The 24,495-nt window shown below is 69.6% G+C and carries 25 protein-coding genes and 2 pseudogenes; 16 read left to right on the forward strand and 11 right to left on the reverse strand.

Features of this window, described 5'->3' with window-relative positions; all coding sequences use genetic code 11:
• The first annotated feature begins 17 nt into the window (after positions 1-17).
• The 4 genes from ACH5A8_RS25830 to ACH5A8_RS25845 are packed head-to-tail and all read left to right on the forward strand — an operon-like array spanning position 18 to position 3,797.
• The gene (locus ACH5A8_RS25830; protein WP_399005714.1) at positions 18-956 is read left to right on the forward strand and encodes an ATP-binding cassette domain-containing protein; all 939 of its coding nucleotides are present in this window, start codon (positions 18-20) and stop codon (positions 954-956) included.
• Positions 953-1,804 (forward strand): ABC transporter permease, encoded by an 852-nt coding sequence (locus ACH5A8_RS25835; protein WP_399005716.1) that lies wholly within the window; start codon positions 953-955, stop codon positions 1,802-1,804. Before ACH5A8_RS25830 ends, ACH5A8_RS25835 begins: the two co-directional genes overlap by 4 nt.
• Positions 1,805-1,839: 35 nt before the next feature.
• The gene (locus ACH5A8_RS25840) at positions 1,840-3,132 is read left to right on the forward strand and encodes a sensor histidine kinase (protein WP_399005718.1); all 1,293 of its coding nucleotides are present in this window, start codon (positions 1,840-1,842) and stop codon (positions 3,130-3,132) included.
• Entirely contained in the window at positions 3,129-3,797 is a 669-nt protein-coding gene (locus ACH5A8_RS25845) for a response regulator (RefSeq protein WP_399005720.1), read from the forward strand. Before ACH5A8_RS25840 ends, ACH5A8_RS25845 begins: the two co-directional genes overlap by 4 nt.
• Positions 3,798-3,924: 127 nt before the next feature.
• Here the strand turns inward: ACH5A8_RS25845 and ACH5A8_RS25850 are convergent, their stop codons facing one another.
• On the reverse strand, positions 3,925-4,089 hold the full coding sequence (locus ACH5A8_RS25850; RefSeq protein ID WP_399005722.1) for a hypothetical protein: 165 nt from the start codon (positions 4,087-4,089) through the stop codon (positions 3,925-3,927).
• A gap of 236 nt (positions 4,090-4,325) precedes the next feature.
• On the opposite strand from ACH5A8_RS25850, the gene ACH5A8_RS25855 reads away from it, so the two are divergent.
• The gene (locus tag ACH5A8_RS25855; RefSeq protein WP_399005724.1) at positions 4,326-4,862 is read left to right on the forward strand and encodes a DinB family protein; all 537 of its coding nucleotides are present in this window, start codon (positions 4,326-4,328) and stop codon (positions 4,860-4,862) included.
• Between the two features lie 157 nt (positions 4,863-5,019).
• On the opposite strand, the gene ACH5A8_RS25860 is transcribed toward ACH5A8_RS25855, so the two are convergent.
• Positions 5,020-6,228: a hypothetical protein gene (locus ACH5A8_RS25860; protein ID WP_399005725.1), complete on the reverse strand. Its 1,209-nt coding sequence runs from the start codon at positions 6,226-6,228 to the stop codon at positions 5,020-5,022.
• A 537-nt stretch (positions 6,229-6,765) separates the two neighbouring features.
• Between ACH5A8_RS25860 and ACH5A8_RS25865 the strand changes: the two genes are divergently transcribed.
• Genes ACH5A8_RS25865 through tpg form a run of 3 tightly spaced genes read left to right on the forward strand, consistent with a single transcriptional unit; the run spans position 6,766 to position 10,157 of the window.
• Complete coding sequence (locus ACH5A8_RS25865; RefSeq protein WP_399005726.1) at positions 6,766-7,293, forward strand: hypothetical protein; 528 nt, start codon at positions 6,766-6,768, stop codon at positions 7,291-7,293.
• Between the two features lie 38 nt (positions 7,294-7,331).
• Complete coding sequence (gene tap, locus ACH5A8_RS25870; RefSeq protein WP_399005728.1) at positions 7,332-9,578, forward strand: telomere-associated protein Tap; 2,247 nt, start codon at positions 7,332-7,334, stop codon at positions 9,576-9,578.
• 21 nt (positions 9,579-9,599) lie between these two features.
• Positions 9,600-10,157, forward strand: coding sequence for a telomere-protecting terminal protein Tpg (gene tpg / locus ACH5A8_RS25875; RefSeq protein ID WP_399005730.1), 558 nt, complete (start codon positions 9,600-9,602; stop codon positions 10,155-10,157).
• 52 nt (positions 10,158-10,209) lie between these two features.
• On the opposite strand, the gene ACH5A8_RS25880 is transcribed toward tpg, so the two are convergent.
• The 3 genes and pseudogenes from ACH5A8_RS25880 to ACH5A8_RS25890 all read right to left on the reverse strand — a co-directional run.
• Complete coding sequence (locus tag ACH5A8_RS25880) at positions 10,210-10,635, reverse strand: hypothetical protein (protein ID WP_399005962.1); 426 nt, start codon at positions 10,633-10,635, stop codon at positions 10,210-10,212.
• Positions 10,636-10,671: 36 nt separating this feature from the next.
• Positions 10,672-11,274: pseudogene (locus ACH5A8_RS25885) on the reverse strand (LysR family transcriptional regulator); the annotation flags it as partial.
• A gap of 288 nt (positions 11,275-11,562) precedes the next feature.
• Positions 11,563-11,965: pseudogene (locus ACH5A8_RS25890) on the reverse strand (transposase); the annotation flags it as partial.
• An 83-nt stretch (positions 11,966-12,048) separates the two neighbouring features.
• On the opposite strand from ACH5A8_RS25890, the gene ACH5A8_RS25895 reads away from it, so the two are divergent.
• Positions 12,049-12,327 (forward strand): hypothetical protein, encoded by a 279-nt coding sequence (locus ACH5A8_RS25895; protein ID WP_399005732.1) that lies wholly within the window; start codon positions 12,049-12,051, stop codon positions 12,325-12,327.
• Positions 12,328-12,474: 147 nt separating this feature from the next.
• Here ACH5A8_RS25895 and ACH5A8_RS25900 read toward each other — a convergent pair whose 3' ends face one another.
• On the reverse strand, positions 12,475-13,164 hold the full coding sequence (locus ACH5A8_RS25900) for a TetR/AcrR family transcriptional regulator (protein ID WP_399005734.1): 690 nt from the start codon (positions 13,162-13,164) through the stop codon (positions 12,475-12,477).
• A gap of 98 nt (positions 13,165-13,262) precedes the next feature.
• On the opposite strand from ACH5A8_RS25900, the gene ACH5A8_RS25905 reads away from it, so the two are divergent.
• Both ACH5A8_RS25905 and ACH5A8_RS25910 read left to right on the forward strand, forming a co-directional pair.
• Positions 13,263-14,180, forward strand: coding sequence for an SDR family oxidoreductase (locus ACH5A8_RS25905; protein WP_399005736.1), 918 nt, complete (start codon positions 13,263-13,265; stop codon positions 14,178-14,180).
• 551 nt (positions 14,181-14,731) lie between these two features.
• On the forward strand, positions 14,732-15,253 hold the full coding sequence (locus ACH5A8_RS25910; protein ID WP_399005738.1) for a hypothetical protein: 522 nt from the start codon (positions 14,732-14,734) through the stop codon (positions 15,251-15,253).
• Between the two features lie 83 nt (positions 15,254-15,336).
• Here the strand turns inward: ACH5A8_RS25910 and ACH5A8_RS25915 are convergent, their stop codons facing one another.
• Positions 15,337-17,019 carry an IS1182 family transposase gene (locus ACH5A8_RS25915; protein WP_399005740.1) on the reverse strand — a complete coding sequence of 561 codons (1,683 nt, stop codon included), beginning with the start codon at positions 17,017-17,019 and terminating at the stop codon, positions 15,337-15,339.
• 310 nt (positions 17,020-17,329) lie between these two features.
• Between ACH5A8_RS25915 and ACH5A8_RS25920 the strand changes: the two genes are divergently transcribed.
• From ACH5A8_RS25920 to ACH5A8_RS25935, 4 genes are all read left to right on the forward strand, one after another.
• The gene (locus ACH5A8_RS25920; protein ID WP_399005742.1) at positions 17,330-18,214 is read left to right on the forward strand and encodes an aminoglycoside phosphotransferase family protein; all 885 of its coding nucleotides are present in this window, start codon (positions 17,330-17,332) and stop codon (positions 18,212-18,214) included.
• A gap of 422 nt (positions 18,215-18,636) precedes the next feature.
• Positions 18,637-19,095: a MarR family winged helix-turn-helix transcriptional regulator gene (locus ACH5A8_RS25925; RefSeq protein WP_399005744.1), complete on the forward strand. Its 459-nt coding sequence runs from the start codon at positions 18,637-18,639 to the stop codon at positions 19,093-19,095.
• Complete coding sequence (locus ACH5A8_RS25930; RefSeq protein WP_399005745.1) at positions 19,092-20,525, forward strand: MFS transporter; 1,434 nt, start codon at positions 19,092-19,094, stop codon at positions 20,523-20,525. Before ACH5A8_RS25925 ends, ACH5A8_RS25930 begins: the two co-directional genes overlap by 4 nt.
• 34 nt (positions 20,526-20,559) lie before the next feature.
• On the forward strand, positions 20,560-20,853 hold the full coding sequence (locus ACH5A8_RS25935; RefSeq protein WP_399005747.1) for a DUF1330 domain-containing protein: 294 nt from the start codon (positions 20,560-20,562) through the stop codon (positions 20,851-20,853).
• 185 nt (positions 20,854-21,038) lie between these two features.
• Here the strand turns inward: ACH5A8_RS25935 and ACH5A8_RS25940 are convergent, their stop codons facing one another.
• On the reverse strand, positions 21,039-21,374 hold the full coding sequence (locus ACH5A8_RS25940; protein WP_399005749.1) for an EthD domain-containing protein: 336 nt from the start codon (positions 21,372-21,374) through the stop codon (positions 21,039-21,041).
• 66 nt (positions 21,375-21,440) lie between these two features.
• Between ACH5A8_RS25940 and ACH5A8_RS25945 the strand changes: the two genes are divergently transcribed.
• A complete protein-coding gene (locus ACH5A8_RS25945) occupies positions 21,441-21,815 on the forward strand; it encodes a MerR family transcriptional regulator (protein ID WP_399005751.1) in 375 nt (124 codons plus the stop codon).
• 59 nt (positions 21,816-21,874) lie between these two features.
• Here the strand turns inward: ACH5A8_RS25945 and ACH5A8_RS25950 are convergent, their stop codons facing one another.
• From ACH5A8_RS25950 to ACH5A8_RS25960, 3 genes are all read right to left on the reverse strand, one after another.
• Positions 21,875-22,270, reverse strand: coding sequence for a VOC family protein (locus tag ACH5A8_RS25950; protein WP_399005752.1), 396 nt, complete (start codon positions 22,268-22,270; stop codon positions 21,875-21,877).
• A 333-nt stretch (positions 22,271-22,603) separates the two neighbouring features.
• On the reverse strand, positions 22,604-23,206 hold the full coding sequence (locus tag ACH5A8_RS25955) for a DUF6000 family protein (RefSeq protein ID WP_399005754.1): 603 nt from the start codon (positions 23,204-23,206) through the stop codon (positions 22,604-22,606).
• 73 nt (positions 23,207-23,279) lie between these two features.
• Positions 23,280-24,275, reverse strand: a complete 996-nt coding sequence (locus tag ACH5A8_RS25960; protein WP_399005755.1) for a hypothetical protein — start codon at positions 24,273-24,275, stop codon at positions 23,280-23,282.
• Positions 24,276-24,495 lie beyond the last annotated feature (220 nt).

Below are 24,495 nucleotides of genomic sequence, written 5' to 3' on the forward strand. Positions count from 1 at the left end.
GCGAGAGAGAGATGACCATGATCGAGGCACAGCAGCTCACCAAGAGGTACGGCGAGAAGACCGCCGTCGACGGCCTGGACTTCACCGTGAAGCCGGGCACGGTGACCGGATTCCTCGGCCCCAACGGCGCGGGCAAGTCCACGACGATGCGCATGATCGTCGGGCTGGACGCGCCGACCGACGGCTCCGTCTCAGTGAACGGACAGCGCTACGCCCGGCATCAAGCACCGCTGCAGGAGGTGGGCGCGCTGCTGGAGGCGAAGTCCATCCACCCGGGCCGCTCGGCCTACAACCACCTGCGGGCGCTCGCGCTGACCCACGGCATCCCGCGCCGCCGGGTCGACGAGGTCATCGAGCTCGCCGGTCTCGGCAGCGTCGCGAAGAAGCGCGCCGGCGCTTTCTCCCTCGGCATGGGCCAGCGGCTCGGCATCGCGGCTGCCCTGCTGGGCGACCCCCAGACGGTGATGCTGGACGAGCCGGTCAACGGACTGGACCCCGAGGGCGTTCTCTGGATCCGGAACCTGCTCACCGTCCTCGCCGCCGACGGGCGCACGGTGTTCGTCTCCTCGCACCTGATGAGCGAGGTGTCGCTGGTCGCGAACCACCTGATCATCGTCGGCCGGGGACGGCTGCTGGCCGACACCACGGTGCGGGACCTCGTCCGCGAGGCGGGCGGGGACACCGTGACGGTGGCCACGGACGCCCCCGCGCGGCTGCGAGACGTGCTGGCCGGGCCCGGTGTGGAGATCACCGGCCGCATCGGCTCCGAGGAGCTGCAGGTCACCGGCGTGTCCGCCCGCGAGATCGGGCTGAAGGCGGCCGAGCACGGCATCCCCCTGTTCGAGCTGACCACCAGGGCGGTGTCGCTGGAGGAAGCATTCATGGAACTGACCAGGGACGCCGTGGAATACCACGGCTCCACGACCGGCACCGAGACCTCCGGGAGCGCGGCATGAGCACCCTCACGGCAACCCCCGGAACCCCCGAGACCGCCCCTGCCGCCTCTGCCCGCCCCTCCTACCGGGTGACCGGCCGGCGCGTGCTGTCCTCGGAGTGGGCCAAACTCTGGTCCCTGCGCTCCACCTGGATCACCCTGGGCCTGGGCCTGCTCTTCCTCGTCGCCTTCGGCGTCATCGCCGCGAGCCACTACAAGTCCGATCTGAACTCCGGCCGACACCTGGAACGCGACTTCGCCACCGCGACGGCCGCCAGCCTGTCCCTCTTCGGCACGAACTTCGCCCAGCTCGCCCTCGGCGTGCTCGGCGTCCTGGTCACCGCGGGCGAGTACTCCACCGGCATGATCCGATCGACTCTGGCGGCGGTACCGCGCCGGCTGCCCGTGCTCTGGTCGAAGGCGGCTGTGTACGGCCTGGTCGCGCTGGTCATCGCCACCGTCGGCGCGTTCGTCGCGTTCCTCGTCGGCAGCCAGATCGTCTCGGGCACGCCCGCCGCCATGGGCCTCGGCCACGCCGGTGTCGTCCGCAGCCTCCTGGGTGCCGGGCTCTACCTGGGCCTGGTCGGCGTGATGGGCACCGCCCTGGGCGCACTGCTGCGGTCCGTAGCGGGTGGTATCTCGGTGCTCGTCGCCGCCCTGATGCTCGTGCCGGGACTGATCTCCCTGCTGCCCAGCTCGTGGCAGGGCGACATCGACCCCTACCTGCCGAGCCACGCCGGCGAGTCCATGTTCGCACTGACCCACGACTCGACGACCCTGTCGCCGGGCGCCGGGCTCGGGGTCCTCCTCGGCTGGACGGCCCTGGCGCTGGCCGGGGCGGCGTACCGGCTGCTGCGCAGCGACGCCTGAGCAGCAGCCACCTGCATCATGGTCCGGTGACCTCCGTGACCACCGAAGACCTCAGCGGAATGGGGCCGCTGGTCGCCCGGCTCGGCCGGGCCGGCCAGCGGCTCCGGCACGCCGATCGGGCCCGTCCGTGGGTGCTGGACACCGCGGTGGTGGTCGCGGTCTTCCTGCTCTTCTGCCTGCCCGACCTGCTGCACGCGGCCGGTGCGATCCGCGGGGACGGCGACGGCCCGCGCCGCTTCCGTCTGGTGTTCACCCGACTGCCCGTCGCGGGCATGCTGGCCCTACAGGCCGGGCTGGTGCTGCCGCTGCTGTGGCGGCGCCGGGCTCCGGCCGCCGCCTTCGGCACGGTCACGGCCGTGTTCGTCCTCCAGTGGTCGCTGGGCGCCGCCCTCCGCGCGGACGTCGCCCTCTTCGTCTCGCTGTACAGCCTGACCCTGCACGGACGGCTGCGGCAGCTGCCGTGGGCCTGCGCGGTGACAGCGGGGGCACTTGGCCTGGTCTCGGCGCGTGTGTCGGCGGCGGTGCCGGTCTGGGACGCGCTGTTCTTCCTGTTCAGCACGGCGACCGCGGCGCTCGCGCTAGGCCTGATGGTCCGCATCCGGCGGGCCCAGCTGGCTGGGCTGCGCGACCGTGCGGCCCGGCTGGAGATCGAGCGGGACCAGCGCGGCAGGCTCGCCATAGCCGCCGAACGGGCTCGCGTGGCCCGGGAGATGCACGACATCGTCGGCCACAACCTGTCCGTCATCATCACCCTCGCCGACGCGGGCGTCTACGCCGCCGGCGCCGCCCCGGAGCGTGGCAAGGAGGCACTGCACCTGATCGGCGACACCGGCCGCCAGGCCCTGGGCGAACTGCGCCGGGTGCTCGGCGTGCTGCGCGAAGCGGACGGCCCGCCCGCCGCGCCCGAGCTGAGCCCGCAGCCCGGCCTCGCGGACATCGACGCGCTGTGCGAGGGCGTGCGCGCTGCGGGCCTGGAGGTCGTCTACCGTACGGCCGGGGACATCGACGCCCTCGACAGCGGGGTGCAGCTCACGGTCTACCGCATCGTGCAGGAGGCCCTGACGAACACCTTGAAGCACGCGGGCGCTGGAGCACGGGCGAACCTGGCGATCGTCGCGGAGGACACGCGGCTGACCGTCACCGTCCAGGACTCCGGCCCGTCGGCACCGGTCAGCGGTCTCCGCGCGGTCAACGAGGAAGGACACGGCCTGGTGGGCATGCGGGAACGAGTGGCGCTCTACGGCGGACACGTCAGCGCGCGCCCCACGGGCGCCGGCTGGACGGTGCGGGCCGACCTCGACCTCACCCGCGAGGACGGTGCCCGGTGACCACCGTGCTCGTCGTGGACGACCAGCCGCTGCAGCGGTACGGCTTCCGTATGCTCCTGGACTCCGTGCCCGGGACGGAGGTCGTCGGCGAGGCCGCGCACGGTGCGGAAGCGGTGCGCAAGGCCGCCGAGCTCCGGCCCGACGTCGTCCTCATGGACGTCCGCATGCCGGGCATGGACGGCATTGAGGCCACCCGCCGGATCGTCGCCGCCGGCGACCGCTCCCGCGTCCTCGTGCTGACCACCTTCGACCTCGACGAGTACGTGTACGCGGCGCTGCGCGCCGGAGCCAGCGGCTTCCTCCTCAAGGACGCCCGTCCCGACGAACTGTTGGCGGGCATCCGTGCGGTGGCCGTCGGGGACGCGGTGATCGCCCCCGCGCTCACCCGTCGTCTTCTGAAGGAGTTCTCCCGCCTCGTGCCGCTCGCGGGCGACGGCGGGGCCGAGGACCCGCGCCTGGCCTGTCTCACGGACCGCGAGCGCGAAATCCTCGTCGCCATCGGCAAGGGTTGGACCAACGGCGAGATCGCCACGGGCTTCGTGCTGTCGGAGTCCACGGTGAAGACCCATGTCGGCCGCGTCCTGGCCAAGATCGGCGCCCGCGACCGCATCCAGGCGGTGATCTTCGCGTACGACCACGGCCTGGCCCGGCCCCAGGCCCCCTGAGCCGTGGTGAGGCGCCTCGGTCTGCGATCGAGGTGGAGTCACGACGGGCGAGGATGTCATATGCATGAGGTGGTGGCGCACCCCGAGGTCATCCGGTCGCGATATGACCGGAGTCTGTAGGTAGCAGTCAGGATGCGTTCAGGTACCCGCTGGCACAGTCGGGCAGCAAGTCCGCGAGGTCGGCCCCCAGCCGGCCCGGGCCCGCGAGGCCCACGAGGCCCGCGACGGCAGTCGCACCGGCTGCCCAGATGGGCCAGATCTCCTCGATCGAGAAGTCGAACGAGATGGTCATGCCCTGGTACACGCGGTCGCAGTCGTAGTCACCGTTGGCGGTGCAGCTCGCCGGGTCGCGTGCGGGGCGTGTGACTCGCAGCCGCGGAGGGCACTCCCGAGGCGGCATCGAGCGATGAGTTCAGATACGAAGAGGGGTCTTCCTGGGCGGGCGTGCTCACGAGGTGCCGGTCGGTCCTCGGATCGTGGGCGCGTGCGAACTCGGCCAAGCTTGACGACTGGTGAGGAGACTCCAACGTGAGCGACATCGTGGTCCAGAAGATCGTCCGACCTGAGCGCGCGCTATCGGGCTCGTGGCTGAAGGTGATCGCCTCGAATCTCGACTACCACCGAGCGACCTTCTTGTGGAAGTGCGAGGGCCTCTCGGAGGCACAACTGCGGCTACGTCCTCTGCGGTCGTCGGCGTTGACCCTACTGGGGCTCATGCGCCATCTGCAGGGGGTTGAGCGGGCCTGGTTCCAGCGTACGTTGGCCGGCACGACGCCTCGCTTCTTTCCCTATCGGACCTACGCCACCGCTGACGGTGGCGAGTGGTACGACGAGTCGGACGCTACGCCGGCAAGGGATGTCTACGAGGACTACCTCAAGGCGTGCGAGGAGTCGCGGCAGGCATTCGCGAAGGTGACCCTCGACCTCGCGCGTATCGTGCCGAACCCGGAATTCGGTGACACCGATGTGCGGTTCCTCCTTGAGCACGTGATCGAGGAGTACGCCCGCCACGTCGGCCACGCGGATCTTCTCCGTGAGGCCATCGATGGAGTTACTGGCGAGTAGCCTACCGCCGCGCCCCACGGGGCATGTCTCATCGTCGACGGTTGCCGGCGCCGCAAGGTCGCGGCGCCGGCAGTCACGGTCCTGTCAGTCGCCACCGGATTCTGCACCGGCCCCCTCTTCAGCCCCAATCGAAGGCAGCGTCGAGGAACCGACCGACTCATCCTTTCGGGATGATCTTCGAACTCAACTTCCCGATTGCCACAACGGTCGCCGCCGCCGCGCCGCCGGCCACGGCCTTCTGGCTGACCTCGATTCCTGCCCTCTTCAACTGCCGGGGGTCACGTATCGCATCACCCCAAGGGATCATACTGAGTGATCCTCGGCTGAATTGGAATCCGAGCGAGGCATGGAAGTCCTCCACGATCGCCGCTGTTGAGTTCAGGGATTCGATCACGGCTCGTGCCGCTCGCGCGTGGAGCACGATGTTCGCGTTCACGATTCCCCCAGCGGCATTCATCTGCTGGAGAAGCCCTTGCGTGCGTTCGAGCACGGCCGCGTGACGTGCCTGACGTGCTTCGGCAAGACCGAGCCGGTGACCCTCCAGGTTCATCGGCGCTGTGGCGAGCACGTGGTCGAGCTCAACGACGCGAAACTCGTCTTGAAGTTCGAAACAGCGAGCCAGAATCGAAAGCTGGATGGCTGTCTCACGCTCGGTTTCTTGTGCGGCTCTCTTGAGCTCCCCGGTCCTGCTCTTGCCTTCGACCTTCTCGGCCAGTGCACTGAGCTCACGCAAGGCAACGCTCTGAACCTCCAGGATCGTCCCGGCCTCCGCGCTGACCTTCGTCCAGAGGGTGGACGGGTCACCCCCGTGTCGATGGATGGTCATCGCGTCTTCGATCGCTGCTGCCGCACGATCCATCTTCGCGAGCACTGCGTCGCGTTGTCTCCTGCGCACGTCATCCAGCTTCTCGTCCATGCGGACGAGAAGTGCCTTGAGCTCATGTGCCTCTCGCCGCTGGGCACACTGACTCATGAGGCCACCGATACCGGAGAGCACCGCCGGGTTCGTCAGCAGAGACGCCGGTCCGTCTTCGACCTGAAGCCACTTGAGCGACTTGGTTCCGGTCTCTCCGAGCATCGCGTGACTGATGCCCTCGGTCTTGGTCTTCATCAGTCCGCCGGCGTCCCGGAGACGTTTGGCGGACTCCGGCGTCAACTTCAGGTAGCGCGCGGACTGCTCCGCGATTCCTGATGCTGTCTTCGCGACATCGGCACCGGCCTTGAGCACGTTGCTGAGTCTTCCCAGAGCGAACTCGTCGGCCTCCGGCAGCAACCCCGCGTGGTCAAGATATCTCTCAATTGCCGATCGCCGACCGATCACCACGACGCCATCGCCATCGCTGACAAGCTCGATTTCGCCAGACACCACAACCCCTTCACTCCGGTCGGCAGGGTAACCCGAGCCTCCGACAGCACGGGGCAGTTCGCCTGAGCACGCCGGCGATCGGCTTGGCACCGGGATGCACCTGCCTCGGCAAAGTGGGGTCGGCGCGGGACACCGCCGAGGAGGAAGGCCTGGCCATGGCCCACGCGTACGCGGCCACCCACGGCGAGATACTGCTCCCGTCGGCCACCGCGGGTCTGGAAGGAGCGACGAACGAGTCGCCCTTGTGGGAGCGTGCGTGCGTCTCGCGTGCGGTGCTCTCGAATGCGACCACGTCGCCGGCGATGAAGCCGACCAGGCTCATCTGGGTGCAGCCGCAGGGCCGGGTGGGGTATCACGCGGCAACGCGCCTTCCGCCTCGCCCACGCGCACACAAAGATGTGGGCGGCTTTGGCGGCGGCTTCCTCGGGGGCGACGTCGTCGTCGTGACAGCTGACACGGACACGTTGCGGTCCTGTTCGTCGCCGTCGTCCTCGCGCTCTACGGCGACATGTCAGACCACGGGCCCAAGGTGTGCTGGTGATCTTCAGAAGAAAGCACAGGGCCGCGGACCTGGCGGCCGTCATGTCGGAACTGGAGCAGGCAGTGGCCGCTCGCGACGGTGGCCGCACCGAGCGTGCATTCAACGCGGCGATGAGTGGTCTTCAGTCGGCGACGGGCACCGACTGTGTGGCGGCGGGACCCAGGTTGGCCGCTCTGCTCCCAGCCTTTCCGCCCACCGGTCCGCGCCCGATGCTGGCGACGATGGCCGGCTTCTGCGTGGAACGCGGTGCCGATCCGACAGCCTGTGCGGAGCCGACCCTCGACGGCACCCACCGGGACCTGCTCGATGCCCTGGAGTTCGCCCGCCGCTGGGCCGCCGCCGACGGTGCCGGGGACGAACTGCCGGAGGCCGACGAGAAGATCATCGACAACGCGCTGATGGCCCGGCTGGGTGAGCCGGCCTGCCACGTCCTTCAGGGAGACCGGCCTCCAACACTGAGGCACGGGTCAACTTGCCTTCGTACGCAAAATGCACGGTTTTGGCACGCAAGAAGTCCGGATTGAGTTCGGTTTTTGCGTTAGAGTGGGGGCGGAGGTGCTTCATGTCCGAGTTGTTCGATGCGGTGGACGCACTGGTCGCGTCGCGGTCCCCGCTGCCGCCGGCGGCGGAGCGCAGGCGGTTGCGCCAGGCACACGCGCTCACCCTCGACGAAGTGGCCGCCGCCCTGGGCGTGCGGCGCGCGACCGTCGGCGACTGGGAGTCGGGCAAGACCGAGCCGCGACCGCCGCAGCGGGAGGCCTACGCGCGCCTGCTCGAGCAGCTCGCTCAGCTCTATCCGGCCGCGGAAAGCACGGGCGCGCCGCAGGAGGACACTCCCGCGGCGCAGACCGCCACTTCCTCCACCGTGCGGAAGGCGCCGCCTGCGCCCACCGGTCCGGAGCCCGCTGCTGCGCCCCCGGCCACGTCCGACACCGCCGCGCCTGCTGCCCCCGCCACTACCCCCGCCCGGGCCGCGACGTCCCGGCCCGCGCCCGCCCCCCGGCCAGGGACGGCCTCACGCCGCGCGGGCGTGAAGAATGCGGCCCCGGCGCACACGCCCGCGGCCGGTGGCGTGTACGCACACGGTCCGCTGCTCGTCCTCGACGCCGACGCCGAGCGGCACGTGACCGGCTACGGCATCGGCGGCCTGATCGTGGACGTACCCGCCAAGTCCCTGCCCGCGCTCGTCGAGTGGACGCTGACCGAGGCGCAGCTCGGGGCGGAGCGGCTGCACGGCTCGGGCAAGGACGCCGACCCGCTGCTGGTGCTCACCGAGGCGGCGTGCGAACGCTACGGCCTGCCCGCCGAGCTGTCACACGAGGAGCGGCTCGCCGGACGGCTCCCGGAGGGGCACAAGATCATCAAACAGCTTGAGCGGGCCGAGTGGAAGCTGACCAAGCGGGGTCTGGGGCCGTGGGCGCGGATCTACCGCCCCGCCCACGGCGGGCGGCGGCAGTGCGTGCAGCTGTGCATCCCTTCCTGGCGCGCTCTCGACGGCCGCGCGTGGGGGCATGCCGCGCAGCTGGAGCCGGCGGAGCTGGCGCAGGTGCTGGGTGTGTACGCGACGCGCGTGATGACACCGGTGGGGTCCACGGCCGTCACCGGACTGCAGCTGATGACCGCGCTGAACCCGCCCACCCGCGCCGGCGCCCCGGACGCCGACGGCAGGCGGCACTCCGAGCACCGGCCCGGCTCGCTGGGCACGGAACCGATGGATCCGGCGCCGTGCGAGGCGACCGACGGACACCCCGTCCTCGCCGACCTTCCGCGATTCCATGTGCGCGGCCCCGGCGAGCGGCTCTTCGAGGAAGCCTACGACTGGGCACGGGATCTCACCGACGAGGAGTGCATGAAGCGCCACCTGGTCGGCATCGACGTCAACCTCGCCTTCGGTGCGGCCGCCAACGGCGCCGTCGTCGGCCTGGCGTCGCCGCCCGTGCACGTCACCGACCCTCCCTTCGATGCGGCGCTGCCCGGCTCGTGGCTGGTCGACCTCTCCCACGTCGACCTGAACCGGGTGAAGGTCGGCAAGCAGTGGCGCGACCTCGACGGCGACCTCCTGCCCAGCCCGTTCACGCCGACCGGCCAGCGCCCCGAAGGACCCGCCTGGTACGCCACCCCCACCGTGGCCTACGCCGTCGAACTCGGCTACGACGTCACCCCGGCGGAGGCATGGGTGCGCTCCGAGAGCGGCCGGTTCCTGGACGGCTGGTACAAGCGGCTGCGCGACGCCTACGTCGCCACCATGGCGGACCTGGGCGTGAGCGAGAAGTTGCCCCCGGACGAGTTCCTGACCGCGATGGACGGCTACAAGGGCCGTGACGCGAAGGCGGGAATCGTCGTCGACGCCATCAAGATGACCGTCAAGGGCGGCATCGGCAAGCTGCAGGAGAAGGCACGCGGCGGCGGCTGGAAGCCGGGGCAGGCATGGCCCGCGCTCGCCCGCCCGACATGGCGGCCGGACATCCGCGCGACCGTCATCTCCCGGGCCCGTATCAACATGCACCGCAAGATGCTCCACCTGGCGGCAGCCACCGGCCGTTATCCCGTCGCGGTCCTCTCGGACTGCGCCGTGTACGCGGCGGACGGGCCCAGCCCGCTGGACGTGTTGCCCTATGACGCCGACGGCAAGACGGTGCCGGGCTCGTTCCGGCTGGGCGTCTCGCCGGGCATGGTCAAGCACGAGGGCACCCAGAGCGTGCTGTGGGGAGCCGACGTCCTCGAAAAGCTCGCCGGTGACGGCCATGTCGCCAACCTCGCCCGTTACATCAAGAGCGGCGAGGTCACCGCCAGGGACACCGGAGAGTAGAAGGAAGGGGGCAAGGGGTCGATGGTCACGGTCGGCGAAGAACTCGACAAGGCGGTGCAGGGCGCGTTCACGCGCCCGATCCCGAAGACCGCCGGGGCACAGATGCGTTACCTGGTCCGCCGGCACCAGCGCAGCACCCGGCGGGTGGCCGAGCTGCTCGGCATCAGCCAGCGCACCGTCGAACGCTATGTGAAAAACCAGATCAAGAAGCCACGGCCGGAGCTCGCCGACCGTCTCGAGCGTGAGGTACGCGTGCGCTGGCAGCCGCAGATCAGAGCGAAGGCCAAGCAGGCGGCGGCCACCACCGGCGGCATCATGATCGATGTGCAGGCCCGGTTCGGCTACACCGCCGCCCCCGGCAGCACCGACGACGCCCGCACGCGCCACCTCACTCTCGCTCTGCCCCCCGAGCACGCCGCACGCCTCTTCCAGGCCCAGGAGGCCGGCCTCACCGAGGACCGGCTTCGCCAGATCGCGGCGGAGGCCCTGGGGGAGGTCTACTTCCGCGACAACGGCCGCCGCGCCCACGGCCTCGAAGTCGAACTCACCGACCTGATCGACCTCGACTTCGAGCTGTAACCGGTCCGAGGCATCATGGCCTCTGGGCCCCCGTCATCGTCCTCGACGATCGTCAGCCAGGTTTCTTCCGCCAGGTCGGCGAGATTGATCTGGTCCCGCCCGGCCGGCGGATGGGCGGCCGACAGGCGCACGCAAGCCGGCTCCTTGGGTATGAGGGTGTGGTGTGGGCCGCCGCGCCGTCGAGGAGCGGTGCCTCATGGTCGGCGACCTCTCGGTACATGATCGCGTCGTATCGTCCGTCGCCGAGCGTGCGGGTGAGGGCGGTCACCGAGTGCTCGACGCTGACCCCGATCTGGTGGCCGGACAGTTCCTGCTCCAGGTGCCCGAACAGCTGGTCGGTCAGGACGAGCTGGATGGAGCCGAGCCGCAAGGTCGGATGCGGGGCGGCGGCCCGGACGCCTGCCGCGAGAGCGTCCATCTCGCCGAGCACCCGGCGCGCCTTCGACAGTACGAACTGGCCCAGTTGCGTCGGCTCCACACCGTGTTGGCTACGGACGAACAGTTCTCCGCCCGTAACGCGTTCGATCCGTCGGAGCTGCGCGGACAGGCCCGGCTGGGACACCCCGAGCAGGGCCGCCGCACGCCCGGGACTGCCCGCTTCCGCTGTCCGACAGACAGCTTGGAGATGTCTCCATTCCAACTGCTCTTCAGCAGCATATGCAGGAGGGGGAGGCCGGCGATGCGGTTCGTCATGGTCCGGACACGTGCTGAACGAAGTCGCTGGACGTGTCGGTGAGTGACGAGGCAGGTGGCAAGTCCGAGGAATGCTTCGTGGACGTCGTGGCGTCGTCCCCAGCGGACGCGTAGGCATCGGCAGCCGTACAGCCAGGAGATCATCCACTCGACGACCCAGCGGTGGGGGCCGAGACCGGAGCCGTGTGGGACACCGGGGCGGGCGATCACCGGTTGCCATGGGCGCGGTGACCGCCGAAGGCCGCTCTCGTCCGACCCGGTCCGCCACTGCTGGTGTCAGCGCGGGGGGTTGCGCGGGAGTCCGGCCTGGACTTGTTCCTGACGGCCAGTCCGTGCCTCTTGAGCTGGTGATTGACTGACAGGAGATTGAGCAGAAAGACGACAGAACCTCCGCCTGTCGCCCATACATGCCACGCCGTGGCATCCTGGTCCATCAACGCCAGCGCGCACGCGATGAGTTCAGCGGCGACTCCTGCCGCGAACGCCCACCTGAAGTACCGCAGCCTCTTCACCATGCGCTCAGGCAACGGATAACGAGGCCTTGACTGCATCTCCATGCTCAGCGCCTTCCCGGCCGATCCCGTCCCACGCCGACGTGGGACCAACAGCGCGCCGAACCGCACTTGAGGTGGCGGAGAACGCGCCGTCGGCGTAGTGGCCGACCACAGGGCGAGTCCGTCGGGTCGCCTCATGCCGCCGCCCTCGCCGTCCATTTCGAGCCGTACTTGGCCCGATCGACAGGGTTCGGACCCGTCAAGTCCCCCTTGTCAAGGCCCGCGTGTTCACCGAGTCGATGGCGCAGCGCGACCAGTCCAGGTCGCCGCGGGAGCCGGGTTCGTCGAGGACCAGACGGTAGAGCTTGGCCCAGACCCGGGCCTTGGTCCACTCGGTGAATCCGCGGTGGCCCGCCGCACCGGACGGTCCGAAAGATGCCGCGGGCAGCTGCTGCCAAGTGCAGCCGGACGTGGGCCACGAACACGATCGCGGCCAGGACCTCCCTGTCGCCGTGGCGACGCCGGCCACCTCCTTGAGGCCGCGACGGCGCCTCCGGCACCACCCGCTGGAGACAGCTCCCACAACTCGTCCGGCACCAGCCGCTCAACGATCCCCGCCACGGCCGACAGCCCACCGATCGAGATGAGTTGACATGCTGTTCGTTGCGAGCCTGCGGGCAGTCCGTCTGTGCTGATCCTTCAAGGTGCGCCAGCTCCGACAGAACTCGCCGCTCGACCCTGGCGGCGATCGCGACGTGCGGAGGCCGCTGTTCGAACAGATCCCCAGCTCGCAGCCGGTACCCGCCGACGCCCTCGTCGAGAAGGCCGACCGGGCGGGTGTCACCGCGCTGTCGGTCACGATCAGCGCTGCGCCCCAACCGGTACCGACGGGCGCGGTGTTCGTGTCGCCCTGGATCGACTTGACCTTGACCGGCGACTCGATGACCACGCGGGCGTCCGTGAACGCCGCGGTGGACCGGTAAGCGCTCGCCCGGCGCGTACCCGACTACGTCGGCGAGGTGCTACCGCGGTGCGGGAGCACGGCCCGCTGTTCGACGGCCTGCACGGGCTGCCGCCCGCTCTCCTGGAGGTGAACAGGGCTTTCTCGTGCAGGTGTCGAGGGCTGTCCTTCAGCAGGCCTGGCTCACGTCGCTCTGCGCCTGGCGTCGGGCCAGCAGGCCGGAGGCGGTCACTTCCGTCGTACGGCGGACCAGGTCGGTGAAGTCGGGACGCATGGCCTCCAGTTCGGGATCCGAGGCGTAGACCGCCAGCATCGCGTCCGAGGGGCGGCTGCACTGCCAGGCGGCCATGGCCACCAGCAAGGTCGTTTCCACCAGTGCGGCGGCGTCCTCGGTGCCGAGCTCGGGGAGGTGTCGCAGGACGAGGTGGACCAGGCCCCGCAGCGATGCGCGGGCGGCACGCTTGTGGCGGATGCCGGCCTCGGTGGAGATGTTGTGCTCCAGTACGGCGCCCTGCGCGCTGAACAGGTCGCACAGGACGGGCCGTTGCGTCATCGAAGTGGCGAGCAGGTCGGCCAGCCCGTGGCCGCGTTCTCGCGTGGTGCCCTGGCAGTCCGTCCGTGCTCGCTCCAGCTCGGCGATCCAGTCCTGGATCTCGGTGTCGAGCAGGTCGAGCAACACCGCTTCGCGTGATTCGAAGTAGCGGAGCACGTTCGCCTTGGCCAGGCCGACGCGGCGGCTCAGTCCGTTCAGGCTCAGCTTCGCGACCGGCATCTCGGTCAGCATCAGGGCCGCGGTGTCCAGGATCTGGCGCCGCCGCTGGCTCCGCTGTTCGTCGGTGCGGGCACGTTGAAAGGTCACCTTCCCATGTTACCGACCGCCGGTACTTTACTTGGACACCGGAGGTCCGTTACCGTATGCCGAGATAAGAGACCGGCAGTCCGTAATGGAGTCCCGTCATGTACCAGGTCCCTGACCAGCACGGAAAGTACGCCGTGGTGACCGGCGCGAACAGCGGCACGGGCAAGGAGGCCGCCAAGCGGCTGGCCGGCGCCGGAGCCCATGTCGTGCTCGCGGTGCGCACCGCGGCCAAGGGCGAGCAGGCCCGCGAGGAGATCCTCGCCGCGCACCCCGGAGCCCGGGTGGAGGTCCGCCGCCTGGACCTGGCCGACCTTTCATCGGTCCGCGCGTTCACCGACAGCCTGGCCGCCGACGGCAGGCCACTGGACCTGCTGCTGAACAACGCCGGCGTGATGAACGTGCCTCAGCGCACGGAGACCGCCGACGGCTTCGAGTTGCAGCTGGCCAGTAACTTCCTCGGCCCGTTCGCCCTCACCGTCCAGCTCATGCCCCTGCTGCTGGCCGCCCCGGCCCCGCGGGTGGCCACCATGAGCAGCGGCACCGCCAACAGGGCCCGCATCGACTTCGACGACCTGCAGTCGACCCGCGACTACAGCCCCACCCGGGCCTACGCACAGTCCAAGCTCGCCGACATGCTGATGATGATCCAGCTTGCCGAGCTCGCCGCGCGGCATGACTGGCCCCTCCTGTCGGCCGGCGCCCACCCTGGCTACACCCGCACCAACCTGACGACCTCCGGCCCTACTCTGAACGGTGGCCGGCCCGGCCTGCTGGAATCGCTCCTGTACAAGACCGTTCCGTCCCAGGGGCCAGAGCAGGGTGCAGAACCCCTGCTGTACGCGGCCACCAGCCCCGACGCCACGGCTGGAGGCTATTACGGACCACGCTGGGCGGTGGTCGGCCCGACCAAGGCCACTCCCCTGCCGCGCAGCGCCCGGGACAAGACCGTCCAGGCACACCTGTGGAACGAGGCCGAACGCCTCACCGGGGCCTTCCTTCCGGCCCGGCAACCCTGATCCGCATCCAGGCCAGAGGGCATGCGGCCAAGACCGTTCGATTCCGATTCCTCACACCCCTCTCACGGGTCCGACCGCCGACGCCGGGCCCTGGCCCGCCGCGACGTCGCTCGCCGCGCGGGCGACCTCGGCCGGTGACGCCCCTTGCGCGACGTCCTGGTCGGCTTTGCCGCGATGCGGCCTCGTCTGTCGTTCGACCTCGTCGTCATTGCGGTCCATCAGCCGAAGCCACGTCTACGGCATGAGCACGCCAAGCTCCACCAGGCCCCCAGAGTTTCCCGCTCGCACGAAGGACCAGAGTCAACCCGCCAACAAGGCAAGGAACGCGATAGCCGGCGACTGAGCACGCCAGTTGGACGTGAGGAATCCACCCGGGGAACCCGGTGAAAATCGATGTCCCCCCGCCGGCCGCCTCGTTAGTGCCTGACGCTGTCGGGGATCTTGGCTTCCGCTCTGTACGTGCATTGCCCGTAGTGGGAAGTTGGTGGTGGGCCTGCGTCGGGCGGGCTGATCTTCGGTCCCACTGTGCTACCCCGCTCCAGGAGTCGACCGTGACCTCCGATCACGACATGCTGTGGCGTCGTTGCGCGTACCTGGGTCGGCTCCTGCTGCCGGTGGTGGACGAGGAGGAATGGCGCCGGACCCGTCGCCACGAGCGCCTGGGCACCTGGGGTATCGACATCGCGGAAGGCGAGCGGCTGATCGAGGTCTTGGCGGCCCTGGCCGCCCATGCAGTCGCGGTCGATACTTCCGTGTCTGCCGCAGAACTCGACGTCCTACCTCTGAGCGTGGTGGCTGACGCGGTGACCGGTAAACGCGACTTCGAGCTGCTCGCCGGGCTCCCGGACACCTTCGCCGACGGCCGCGACGAACTGGCCGTCAAGGTCGTCCGGCTGTACACCTACAGGGCCGGGCCGTACAGCCGTCGGCTTTTCCAACTGAGCGCAGAAGTGCGCCGTGCGCTGAACGTCCTCGCCGAACGCTCGCGAATGCCGTCCCCCAGGTGCGGGCACGTCTTCTTCTGGGCGGCTGCCGCGGGCCTGTCCAGTGGTCATGGAGATTTGACGAACTGACGGTGGGGCGTTGCTCCTTCGCCAACTTCGGCTCTGGCAGGGTCCGGAGCAAGTTGGTGAGCTCCACTTTGAGAGCGACCACCTCAGCCTGCGGGGTGAGTGGAGACGCGCCAGGACCGCGGGCGGGGAATGTGCTGCCAGTCGAGGAAGCCCTGAAGGGCGGTTGGGTTCCGGGGCTGCCGCGCAGGTGCTGGCGGCAAGTGGACGCCGATGCGTTCGAGGTTAACCGCGATGGCGGTCAGAACGTGCTGGACGTGGGCCTTCTCTTCGCTGCGGTAGCGGCACTGGCGCAAGCCGTGACCGTTGACGAACTCGCTGATCGTGCTTTCGATGGCCGCCCGCAGCGAGTAGCGCGAGAGCCACGCCTGGGTCTGCTGCTCGGTCCGCGACTCGGATTGAATGTCGTAGAGATCGCGCGGCAGGAAGGTGACCTTGCGGGCGTCGGCGCGCGTGCAGGCGGCCTTCACAGGGCACTGTCGGCAGTCGTCGGGGGAGAACTCGACATTGATGTAGGGCGCGAGGGATGGCGGTGTCGACCACCGGCGGCTCACCTTGCCCTGCGGGCAGGTGACCTTCTTCGTGTCCCAGTCGATGGTGAAGGCGTCGCGGTGGAAGACGGTGCCCTTGCGGGACTGGCGGGTGCTCCTGGCCCGGATCGGTCCGACCAGGCCGACACCGTGTTCACGGGCGACCTGCTGCTTCAGCGCGACGGAGAGGTAGCCGCCGTCGACGAAGTGCTCCTTCGACAGCAGGTGCCGGTGGTCGAGGTTGGCCAGGATGCCGGGAAGGGCCTTGGTGTCGTGAACGGCGGCCTTGGTGGTGGTCACGTCCGTGATCACACTTGGAGTGTCGGGGTCGCAGGTCTCGGTGACATGCGCAAGGAAGCCCTTCCAGCGGGTCTCGCCCCGGCGCGCGTAGCGGGCGCTCAGGTCGTAGGGCGAGACGATGGCGACGGCCGAGGACGGCAGGCCGGCGTCCTCCGCCTCCCGCCACTTCGGGCGGTCCTGGGCGTCGAGGAAGTAGTTCTGCACGAAGATCTGGCGCAGGGCCTGGACCTGCTCGCCATCGCGGAGAGCGGGCAGGTAACGGTGGACGTAGCGCAGGAGTAGGCGGACGTCCTCGCCCGTCTCCTTGATCCGAGTCTTGGGCTTGGAGGGGTTCTTGCCAAGCCGTGCCGCGCGGCCGTAGCGCTTGCCCCAGTCCTCGGTGACCAGGCCGACCAGCTCGTGCGGCGCCCGCCGGGCGAGTTCCTCCAGCGCGGCGCGCATCGCCTCGGTGACCAGTTCCAGGCGGGTCAGGTCCCGCACCGCGGCCAGGACGTGGGTGGAGTCGGTGCGTTGCCGCCCGCGTTCACGGACCAGGCCGATGGCCCGGATCTTCTCCAGCGCAAGGTCCAACAGCTTGTCGGCCCGGCCCTCCTCGGCCAGGCGCTCGCGGAAGTCGGCGAGGACGCTGTGATGGAAGCCTGGGTCCTCCAGCTCCATGCCCAGGGCGTACTTGAAGTCGATGCGGTTCCGAACCGACTCAGCGGCCTGCCGGTCGGACAGCTCCAGCAGGAACTGCAGGACCGACACGGTCGCCAACTGCGCAGGTGACAGGCCCGGCTTGCCATCCCTGGGATACCACTCCTCGAAGTCCTCGTCGCTCCACAGGCCGTTGAGGTGGTCGCGGATGGCCATGGCGGTGGTGCCCCTGGGGTTGCTCGCACGGGCGACCCGCACGGTCAGCTCGGGGATCACGCAGCCGATACGGGAGCGAACGCACATCCAAGGTCCTCCGGAGTCGCGGGGGCTCAACCGTCCCACCCGCACAGATCACCGAACCCGTGGTTCCCCGCAGGGCGACCACGAACGGGTGAACGCCATCGACACTCCAATCACACAGACAACAGCAGGCACGAACGAAGCGTTCGCTCAACGGTCACCGGTCCATCGCTACGGCCTCCGAGAGCCTGGTCGACCTACTGGTAACGCTCTGATCAGGGGGAAACGAATCACTCCATCAGCACGTCGATCACGCTGAGCTACTCCGATTTCAAGATCCCCGACAGCGTCAGGCACTTAGGGTCTCAGACCGATGATGCACGAGAATGAGATTCCGACCGACGGCACGCTGGTGCGGCGGCTACTCACGCACCAATTCCCGCACTGGGCGGATCTGCCCATCACCCCGGTGGACTCCGCAGGCACCGAGAACGCGATCTACCGGCTGGGCGACGAGCTTGCGGTCCGGTTGCCCCGGATGCAGGGTGCTGTCGGCCAAGTGGACTTCGAGCAGGCCTGGTTGCCGCGGCTGGCCCCCTGCCTCCCCACTGCCGTGCCCGAGCCGATCGCCGTGGGACAACCGGGACACGGTTACCCCTTCCCGTGGGCGATCAGCCGTTGGATCGACGGCTCGCACCCTCCCGCCAAGCCGGACGAACTCCCCGACGGCCACCGGCTCGCCCAAGACCTCGGCGAGTTCGTCACAGCGCTGCGCGAGGCCGACACCACTGGGGCCCGTCCGGGCTACCGGAGCGTGCCCCTGCGCACCCGCGACGCCTCCGTACGGGAGTGGAGCGCCAAGGCGGCGGGCGACATCGACGCCCCCGCTCTCCTGTCCGCCTGGGAACAAGCCCTCGACCAGCCAGAATGGGACGGGCCACCCATGTGGACGCATGGCGACCTCATCCCCGGCAACATCCTCGTCAACGACGGTCGACTCCGAGCGGTGATCGACTTCGGCACCGCGGGCGTGGGCGACCCTGCCTGCGATGCCATCGCCGCCTGGACACTGCTCAGTGCGGAGACCCGGAAAACCTTCCGCGCGGCAGGAGGATTCGACGACGCCGCCTGGGCCCGGGGACGAGGCTGGGCACTCACCTTCGTCAGCGGGATCGACTATTACCGCCACACCAACCCCGCCATGGCCGAGCTGGGACGCCGCGCCGTCACCGAGGTCCTCGCAGAACGGGCCGGATGAACCACACCTCCGCAGCGAAGGACACGCCAGCATGCCCGAGGCAAGCCCCTCGTGATGACTCATCCGGACTCGTGCGAGACAACGTCACCCAGGCGTCTCAGCTGAATCCGGGCACCCCATTTCAGGAGTCTGAACCCCGGGCGCTACTGGATGAGCCGGTTCCCGCCGTCCTCGCCACCGTCAACCCCGACGGCAGCCCGCAGACGTCGGTGGTCGCCGGCTTCGCCAAGCTCATCGACCCACTCTTCCGCGACCGCGGTTCGTCCTGCGTCTTCGCGAGGCCTCGGTGACGGCACCGGCGTCCGCCGTGGCCGTCCACGAACGCCTCGATACCGCCCTCGGCTCGCGAGCGCGGCCCGAGGAGTCGCTGCCAGTCGAGGCATTTCCATAAACAATGAATATAAAAATGCTATGCTTCGAGCATGAGTCGTCAAGACACCGCTCCTGGCGCGTCCGCCGCCATCGGGGCAGCCCTCTACGGCCTGGCCACCAGGGCCGCGAGACGCCTGCCCCGGGACATGAGCCTGACGTCCGCCGCCACCCTGGCCACCCTGGACCGGACCGGCCCACGGCGCATCACCGATCTGGCCGCGGTCGAGGGCGTCACCCAACCCGCGATGACCGCCCTGGTCCGGGTGATGGAGGAGTCCGGCCTGGTCGAGCGGCGAGGTGACGCGTCCGACAAACGCGTCACGCTGGTGTGCCTGACCGAGGCCGGCGCCTCCTATGTCCGGACGCGACACCAAGCGGGCGCCAACGCGTTCGAGCGGTTGATCGGCAAGCTCACCGGCGACGAGGTCGAGGCGCTGGTGGCGGCACTTCCGGCGCTGAAGCACCTGGTCGAGCTCGAGAGCCAGGACCGCGAAGGGGCGAAACAGTGACCGGGCAGCCGGTCGACGGGGTCGCGGCGAAGGCTTTCCCGGTGGCGCGTTCCGAAGCGCGGCTGCTGGTCCCCGCCCTGATGTTCATCGCTCTGGTCGTGGCGGCGGTCGCCAGCCTCGGGGCACCGCTCATCACCAGCGTGGCGACCTCGTTCCACGTCTCGCTCGGCAGCGCGCAGTGGACGCTGACCGTCGCGCTGCTCAGCGGCGCCGTCGCCACGCCGGTCCTGGGCCGGCTCGGAGCCGGCCCACACCGGCGGGCCACGATCCTCGTCACGCTGGCGGTCGTCGTCGCCGGCAGCGCGCTCACCGTGCTGCCGCTGCCGTTCGCGTGGCTGCTGGCCGGCAGAGCGGCCCAGGGCGTCGGGCTCGGGCTGACGGCGCTGATGATGGGCGTGGCCCGGGACCACCTCCCCGAGGAACGCAGCGCGGCCGTGATCGCCCTGATCTCGGTGGTCTCGATCATCGGGGCCGGCGTCGGCTACCCGCTGGCCGCACTCCTCGCCGAGCTCGGCGGGGTGCGGGCCGCCTACGGCCTCGGCCTGATCGTCACCGCCGCCGCCCTCCTGACCGCGTGGCGCTCCATGCCCGAAGCCCCCGAAGGCCGCTCCGCCCACGTGGACGTGGCAGGCGCGGTCGTCCTGGCCGCTGCGCTGCTCCTGGTGCTGTTCCTCGCCGGCGAACGGGATCTGTGGAGCCGGCACCTCGCCGTGGCGGCGGGCCTCGCCCTCGTCGCGGTCGTGCTGCTCTGCGTCTGGGCCGTCATCGAGCTGCGCAGCACGACGCCCCTGGTCGACGTACGGGCGGTGCGGCACCCGGCGGTCGCCGGGGCGAACCTCGCCATGTTCGTCGGCGGGATCGGCATGTACCTCCTGCTCACGCTCATCACCCGGTACGCGCAGACGCCGCACGGCGCCGGCTACGGTTTCGGGCTGACGACGTTCGTCGCCGGGCTGGTCCTCATCCCGTTCTCGGTGCTGGGGTTCGTCGCCGGCAAGCTCACGCCGCGGGTCCGGACGCGGATCGCCGACCCCCTGCTCCTGGCCGGTAGCGCCGTCGTGGTCGGCGGCGGGTTCGCCCTGTTCGCGGCGGCCCGGTCGGACCTGGCCGAACTGTTCGCGGCGATGGGCGTGCTCGGCTTCGGCGTCGGCGGCTTCTCGGCCGCGATGCCCGGCGTCATCCTGGCCGTCACCCCCAAGAGCGAGACGTCGAGCGCCATGAGCTTCAACTACGTCGTCCGCAGCGTCGGATACTCCCTGGGCAGCGCCATCGGCGGCCTCATCCTCGCCGCAGGCACCGGCCCCGGCCACCTCTTCCCCGACGACAGCGCCTACACCACCGCGGCGCTGGTCGGCATCGGCGCCATGGTGATCACGACGCTGACAAGCCTCGCTCTCACCCTCCGACGCTCGTCCAAGACCCACCCGTAAGTCAGACGCACTCATCCCCACACTGGAGGTCTCCATGCCCAAGGGCTACTGGGTCAGCGCCTACCGCACCATTTCAGACCCTGAGAAGCTGGCTGCTTACAGCGAGCTGGCCAGTCCGGCCGTCAAGGCCGGCGGCGGTCGGATCCTCTCCCGCGGCAGTCGGGTCATGGCGCATGACGCCGGAATCGCCGAGCGCACCGTCCTGATCGAGTTCGACAGCTTCGAGCAGGCCGTCGCGACGCACGCCAGCGCGGCCTACCAGGAGGCGCTGGTCGCCCTCGCCGACGGCGTCGAGCGCGACTTCCGCATCATCGAAGGCGTCGACTGACCGAGATCCGATCGGCTCTTCGATGAAGCCCACCGAGCGGTCTCCGGCTTGCGCGGCTGCTCCCGGGGTCGGCCGTAAGAGCTGAGCGGGTGTCCGTCTGTCCGCCTGTCCGTCTGTCCGTCTGTCCGTCTGTCCGCCTGTCCGCCTGTCCGCCTGTCCGCCTGTCCGTCTGTCGAGTCGGCCCGTCAGATGACCTTCTTCTCCTCGGTGACCATCACGGCCACCGAGTCCATGTCGATGAAGCGTGCTTCGTCGGGGTTGACCAGCGTCCGGTAGTTCTCGGAGGCGAAGAAGGCATCATGGTCCTCCCAGTTCTCGAACCAGATCTCCGTCAGGCCGTCGTAGGCCCGGGGCGGGTAGTCCGCGGCGGGGACCGGGTGGGACACGGTGTACTTGCGCACGTAGCGCTCCGCCTCCGGGATGGAGGTGAACAGCGGCGCGTGCCGGTCCCGGTGGTGCTCGACGAAGTGCTCGTACGACATTCCCTCGATGCGGTTGATCATGAAGATGAGCTTCAGCATGGAGTTAACCTAAAAGCTCACATCGATGTCAGGGGCAAGTCGGTCAGGAGTATGGGGGAGTTCGGCATGCGGATCGGTGACCTGTCCGCCCGGACGGGAGCCAGCCGGCGGTCGCTGCGCTACTACGAGGAGCAGGGCCTGCTCGTCAGCTCCCGCTCGCCCAGCGGACAGCGCCACTACGAGGACGAGCACGTCCAGCGGGTGCGCCTCATTCGGGCGTTCCTGGCAGCAGGCATGTCCAGCGGCACCATCGCCGAGATGGCGCCCTGCATGGCCGAGCCGAATGAGGACCGGGCGCGGCAGGCTCTGGAGATCATGGGTCGCGAGCGGGTCCGGCTGTCCGAGGCCATCGACGGCCTCGCCGCCGCCAGGGAGGCGCTGGACCACCTCATCGAGGACAACCACGCGTACCTGGCACGGTCGGCAGACGCCGGCCCGTGAACCGGGGTCGTTCGGATCAGCGCGCGGACCAGAGAGGCCCTGACCCCCGGGACCGATCACTAGTCGGACGGTGCCAAGGTGCGCATGACGTCGAACTCGTTGCCCTCGGGATCGGCCATGACCACCCAGCTCCGGCCAGGACCCTGGCCCACGTCCACCTTGACCGCGCCGAGGCCGAGCAGCCTGGCCACCTCTTCGTCGGTACTGCCGTCGATCGGGCTGACGTCGAGGTGGAGCCGGTTCTTCACCTTCTTGTCCTCGGGCACCCGGACGAACACCAGAGTGGGCGGCATCTGGCGGGCCCGGACCTCCTCGACGGTCGGTATCCAGGAGCCGATCTCGACCTTGCCCTCGCTCCGGTCGATCACCGTGAAACCCAGGACAGCGCTCCAGAAAGCCGCGAGCCGCTCCGGATCACGGCAGTCGACGACCAACTCGGTGAACCTACTGGTCATCACTCCCCCAGACAGTACGGATGAGGGCTCAGCGTAGGGGACCACGCCACCCTCCGCTCCGGAATCGCTACGACCACCGCCACCCGCCAGGGCGCGGCGGGAACCGCATCCTGAGTCGCGCCCTCGTCCCGGTCCGGGGCCGGCCTGAGTCGCGTCCCGGGTCGCACCGGCCGGAACCGCGCGAGGGCCTTCGGCACAAGGTTGGCCAGGGAGACGAGGGAGTCGGAGAGACCGGCCTGAACGCCGACCACTCACCTCCTGGTGGCATGACGGAGGGCCGCCGTGCCAAGGACGACGAGCCAGAGTCTTCGACGCGGACAAGACGAACGGGGGTCAGGTGCCGGCGGCTTCGTCGATGACGGCGCAGGCGAGACGGATGCCGCGCAGGTAGGTGGAGATGCCGTCATCCCCCCGCATATGGGGCGCGTCCTGGAACCACTGCCGCCACAGGCCGTCCTCCCGGAGGAAAAGGCCGGCCCGGTCGCTGTGCAGCACGGAATCGGTGTACGCCAGGGCCCCCATGGCCGTCGGCTGGTCGTAGGCGAGGTCGGGCCGGCGCAGGTAGCGATCGAGGTAGGCGGCGAGCAGGTCGGCGTCCCGTGCGGTGCCGAAATTCGCCAACGCCGCGCAGTAGGCCGCACCCGCGCAGCAGACCTCGCTCTCCAGCAGCAGTGCTCCCAGACGTTCGCGGAAGTGGTCACGGCGCGAGACGGCGGCGAGCCATGCCGCGGTGCGCCGCTCGCGCCAGCTGCCCTCGAAGAGGATGGTGAGCTCGGCGTCGGTGACAGCCCTCGCATCATGGGCCAGGGCATGGACGAACGGTTCGTACTCCTCGCGTGACATGCGAAGTACTGCTCCGCCGAGCTTCAGGTAGCGGCGCGCCGGGAGGCAGTAGCGGCGGTACAGAGCCTGTATCTCGGGGTCGCAGCGGATCACCACCTCATCCTGCCGTAGGGGCGGCAGCCCGCCGCAGTCGGCTCGCTGGTCGAGTGCCGCACTTCGCGATGCCCTAGGAAAGCACCCATCGGGGTGGGTGCCGGGGGTTGGCCGGGCAGGTGAAGACGTGCAGGTCCCGGTCGCGGCCGAAGCGCAGCCGAGTGGGTTGGGCAAGACACTGCCCGCCTCGGACCGAGGCCATCCCTCGCAGGGACGGGTCTCGGTCTTCCAAGGGCACCCAGCTGTGCGAGGCGGCGTCCATCTCGTCGCCCCCGGCGGTCAGCAGCAGCCGCATCGGGGTCGCGCAGGACTCGCAGGCGATGGCCATCGGACCTGTCGATGCCCAACTGGGAAAGCCGCCGACCCGCCAGCCGGGGGGAATCGACAGGTCTCCCTGGTAGCTGGGGGCGCCGTGGCCGTGTTCCGCTACTTGGGCGTCGTCCCACGCGTCGATGCGGGCGATCAATGGGGCGGGAAGCGTGTCACCCTCCGCCCAGGGATAGGTGTCCACCTCTTCGGGATGCAGGACACACGGCTCGGGGAGCTCATTCTCCCACCGCAACAGGGGCACTTCGGGCGGGACGGCGAGGAAGCGTTCCGCGCACTCGGTCTCTGCGGTCCGCCGCCACCGCAGGCGGTAGCGGCGGTCCCCATGCGGACCGTGGGTGAACGGGCAGCGGAAGAGCTGCACCAGGTCCGCGTCGTCAGGGCCGGCAGCCAGCCCGGGGATGTCCCGTCGGAAAAGTTGGGCGAGGCCCACGAACGGTACCGGCCCGTTCTCCCCAGGCGCTCCGGGGTCGGGCCACGGCTTTTTCGGCGGCCGCCCGCCCGCGGCCCGGGCGCGGCGGATCTCGTCCGGCTTGTACCCCTCGGTCTCGCGCTGGTGGGGCTCATGGCAGACCGGCCAGGGCTCGCTGTCCGGCCACAGCATCGGCCCACCGACATGACTGTCGTACATGCCGGGCTGCCCCGGTCTGGGGTGGAGCCGGGTCGTCAAGCCTCGGTGGACGGCCAGCTCCGGGAAGACGGCATCCACGGACACCGGTCTGGCCGGTGTGGTCCTGGTCATGGGCAGACCGTACGCGGCCGGGAAGACGCCAGGGGAACGAGGGCGCGCCATGCGGCTGCCCGGCCGCTCGCGCCTGCGATCTTGGCGAGGACGTGGACGGCGCCGACGACTGCGGCGACCAACACGATGAGCGGACTCACTTCAGCGGACGGAGAAGCTTGGACCCCAGTGGCAGGCCGCCCGTTCCGGCCTGCTCGACTACACGTAGGTCCTTCGGCGG

This window comes from Streptomyces sp. NPDC018610 (assembly GCF_044391765.1).
In the GTDB taxonomy this organism is placed as follows: domain Bacteria; phylum Actinomycetota; class Actinomycetes; order Streptomycetales; family Streptomycetaceae; genus Streptomyces.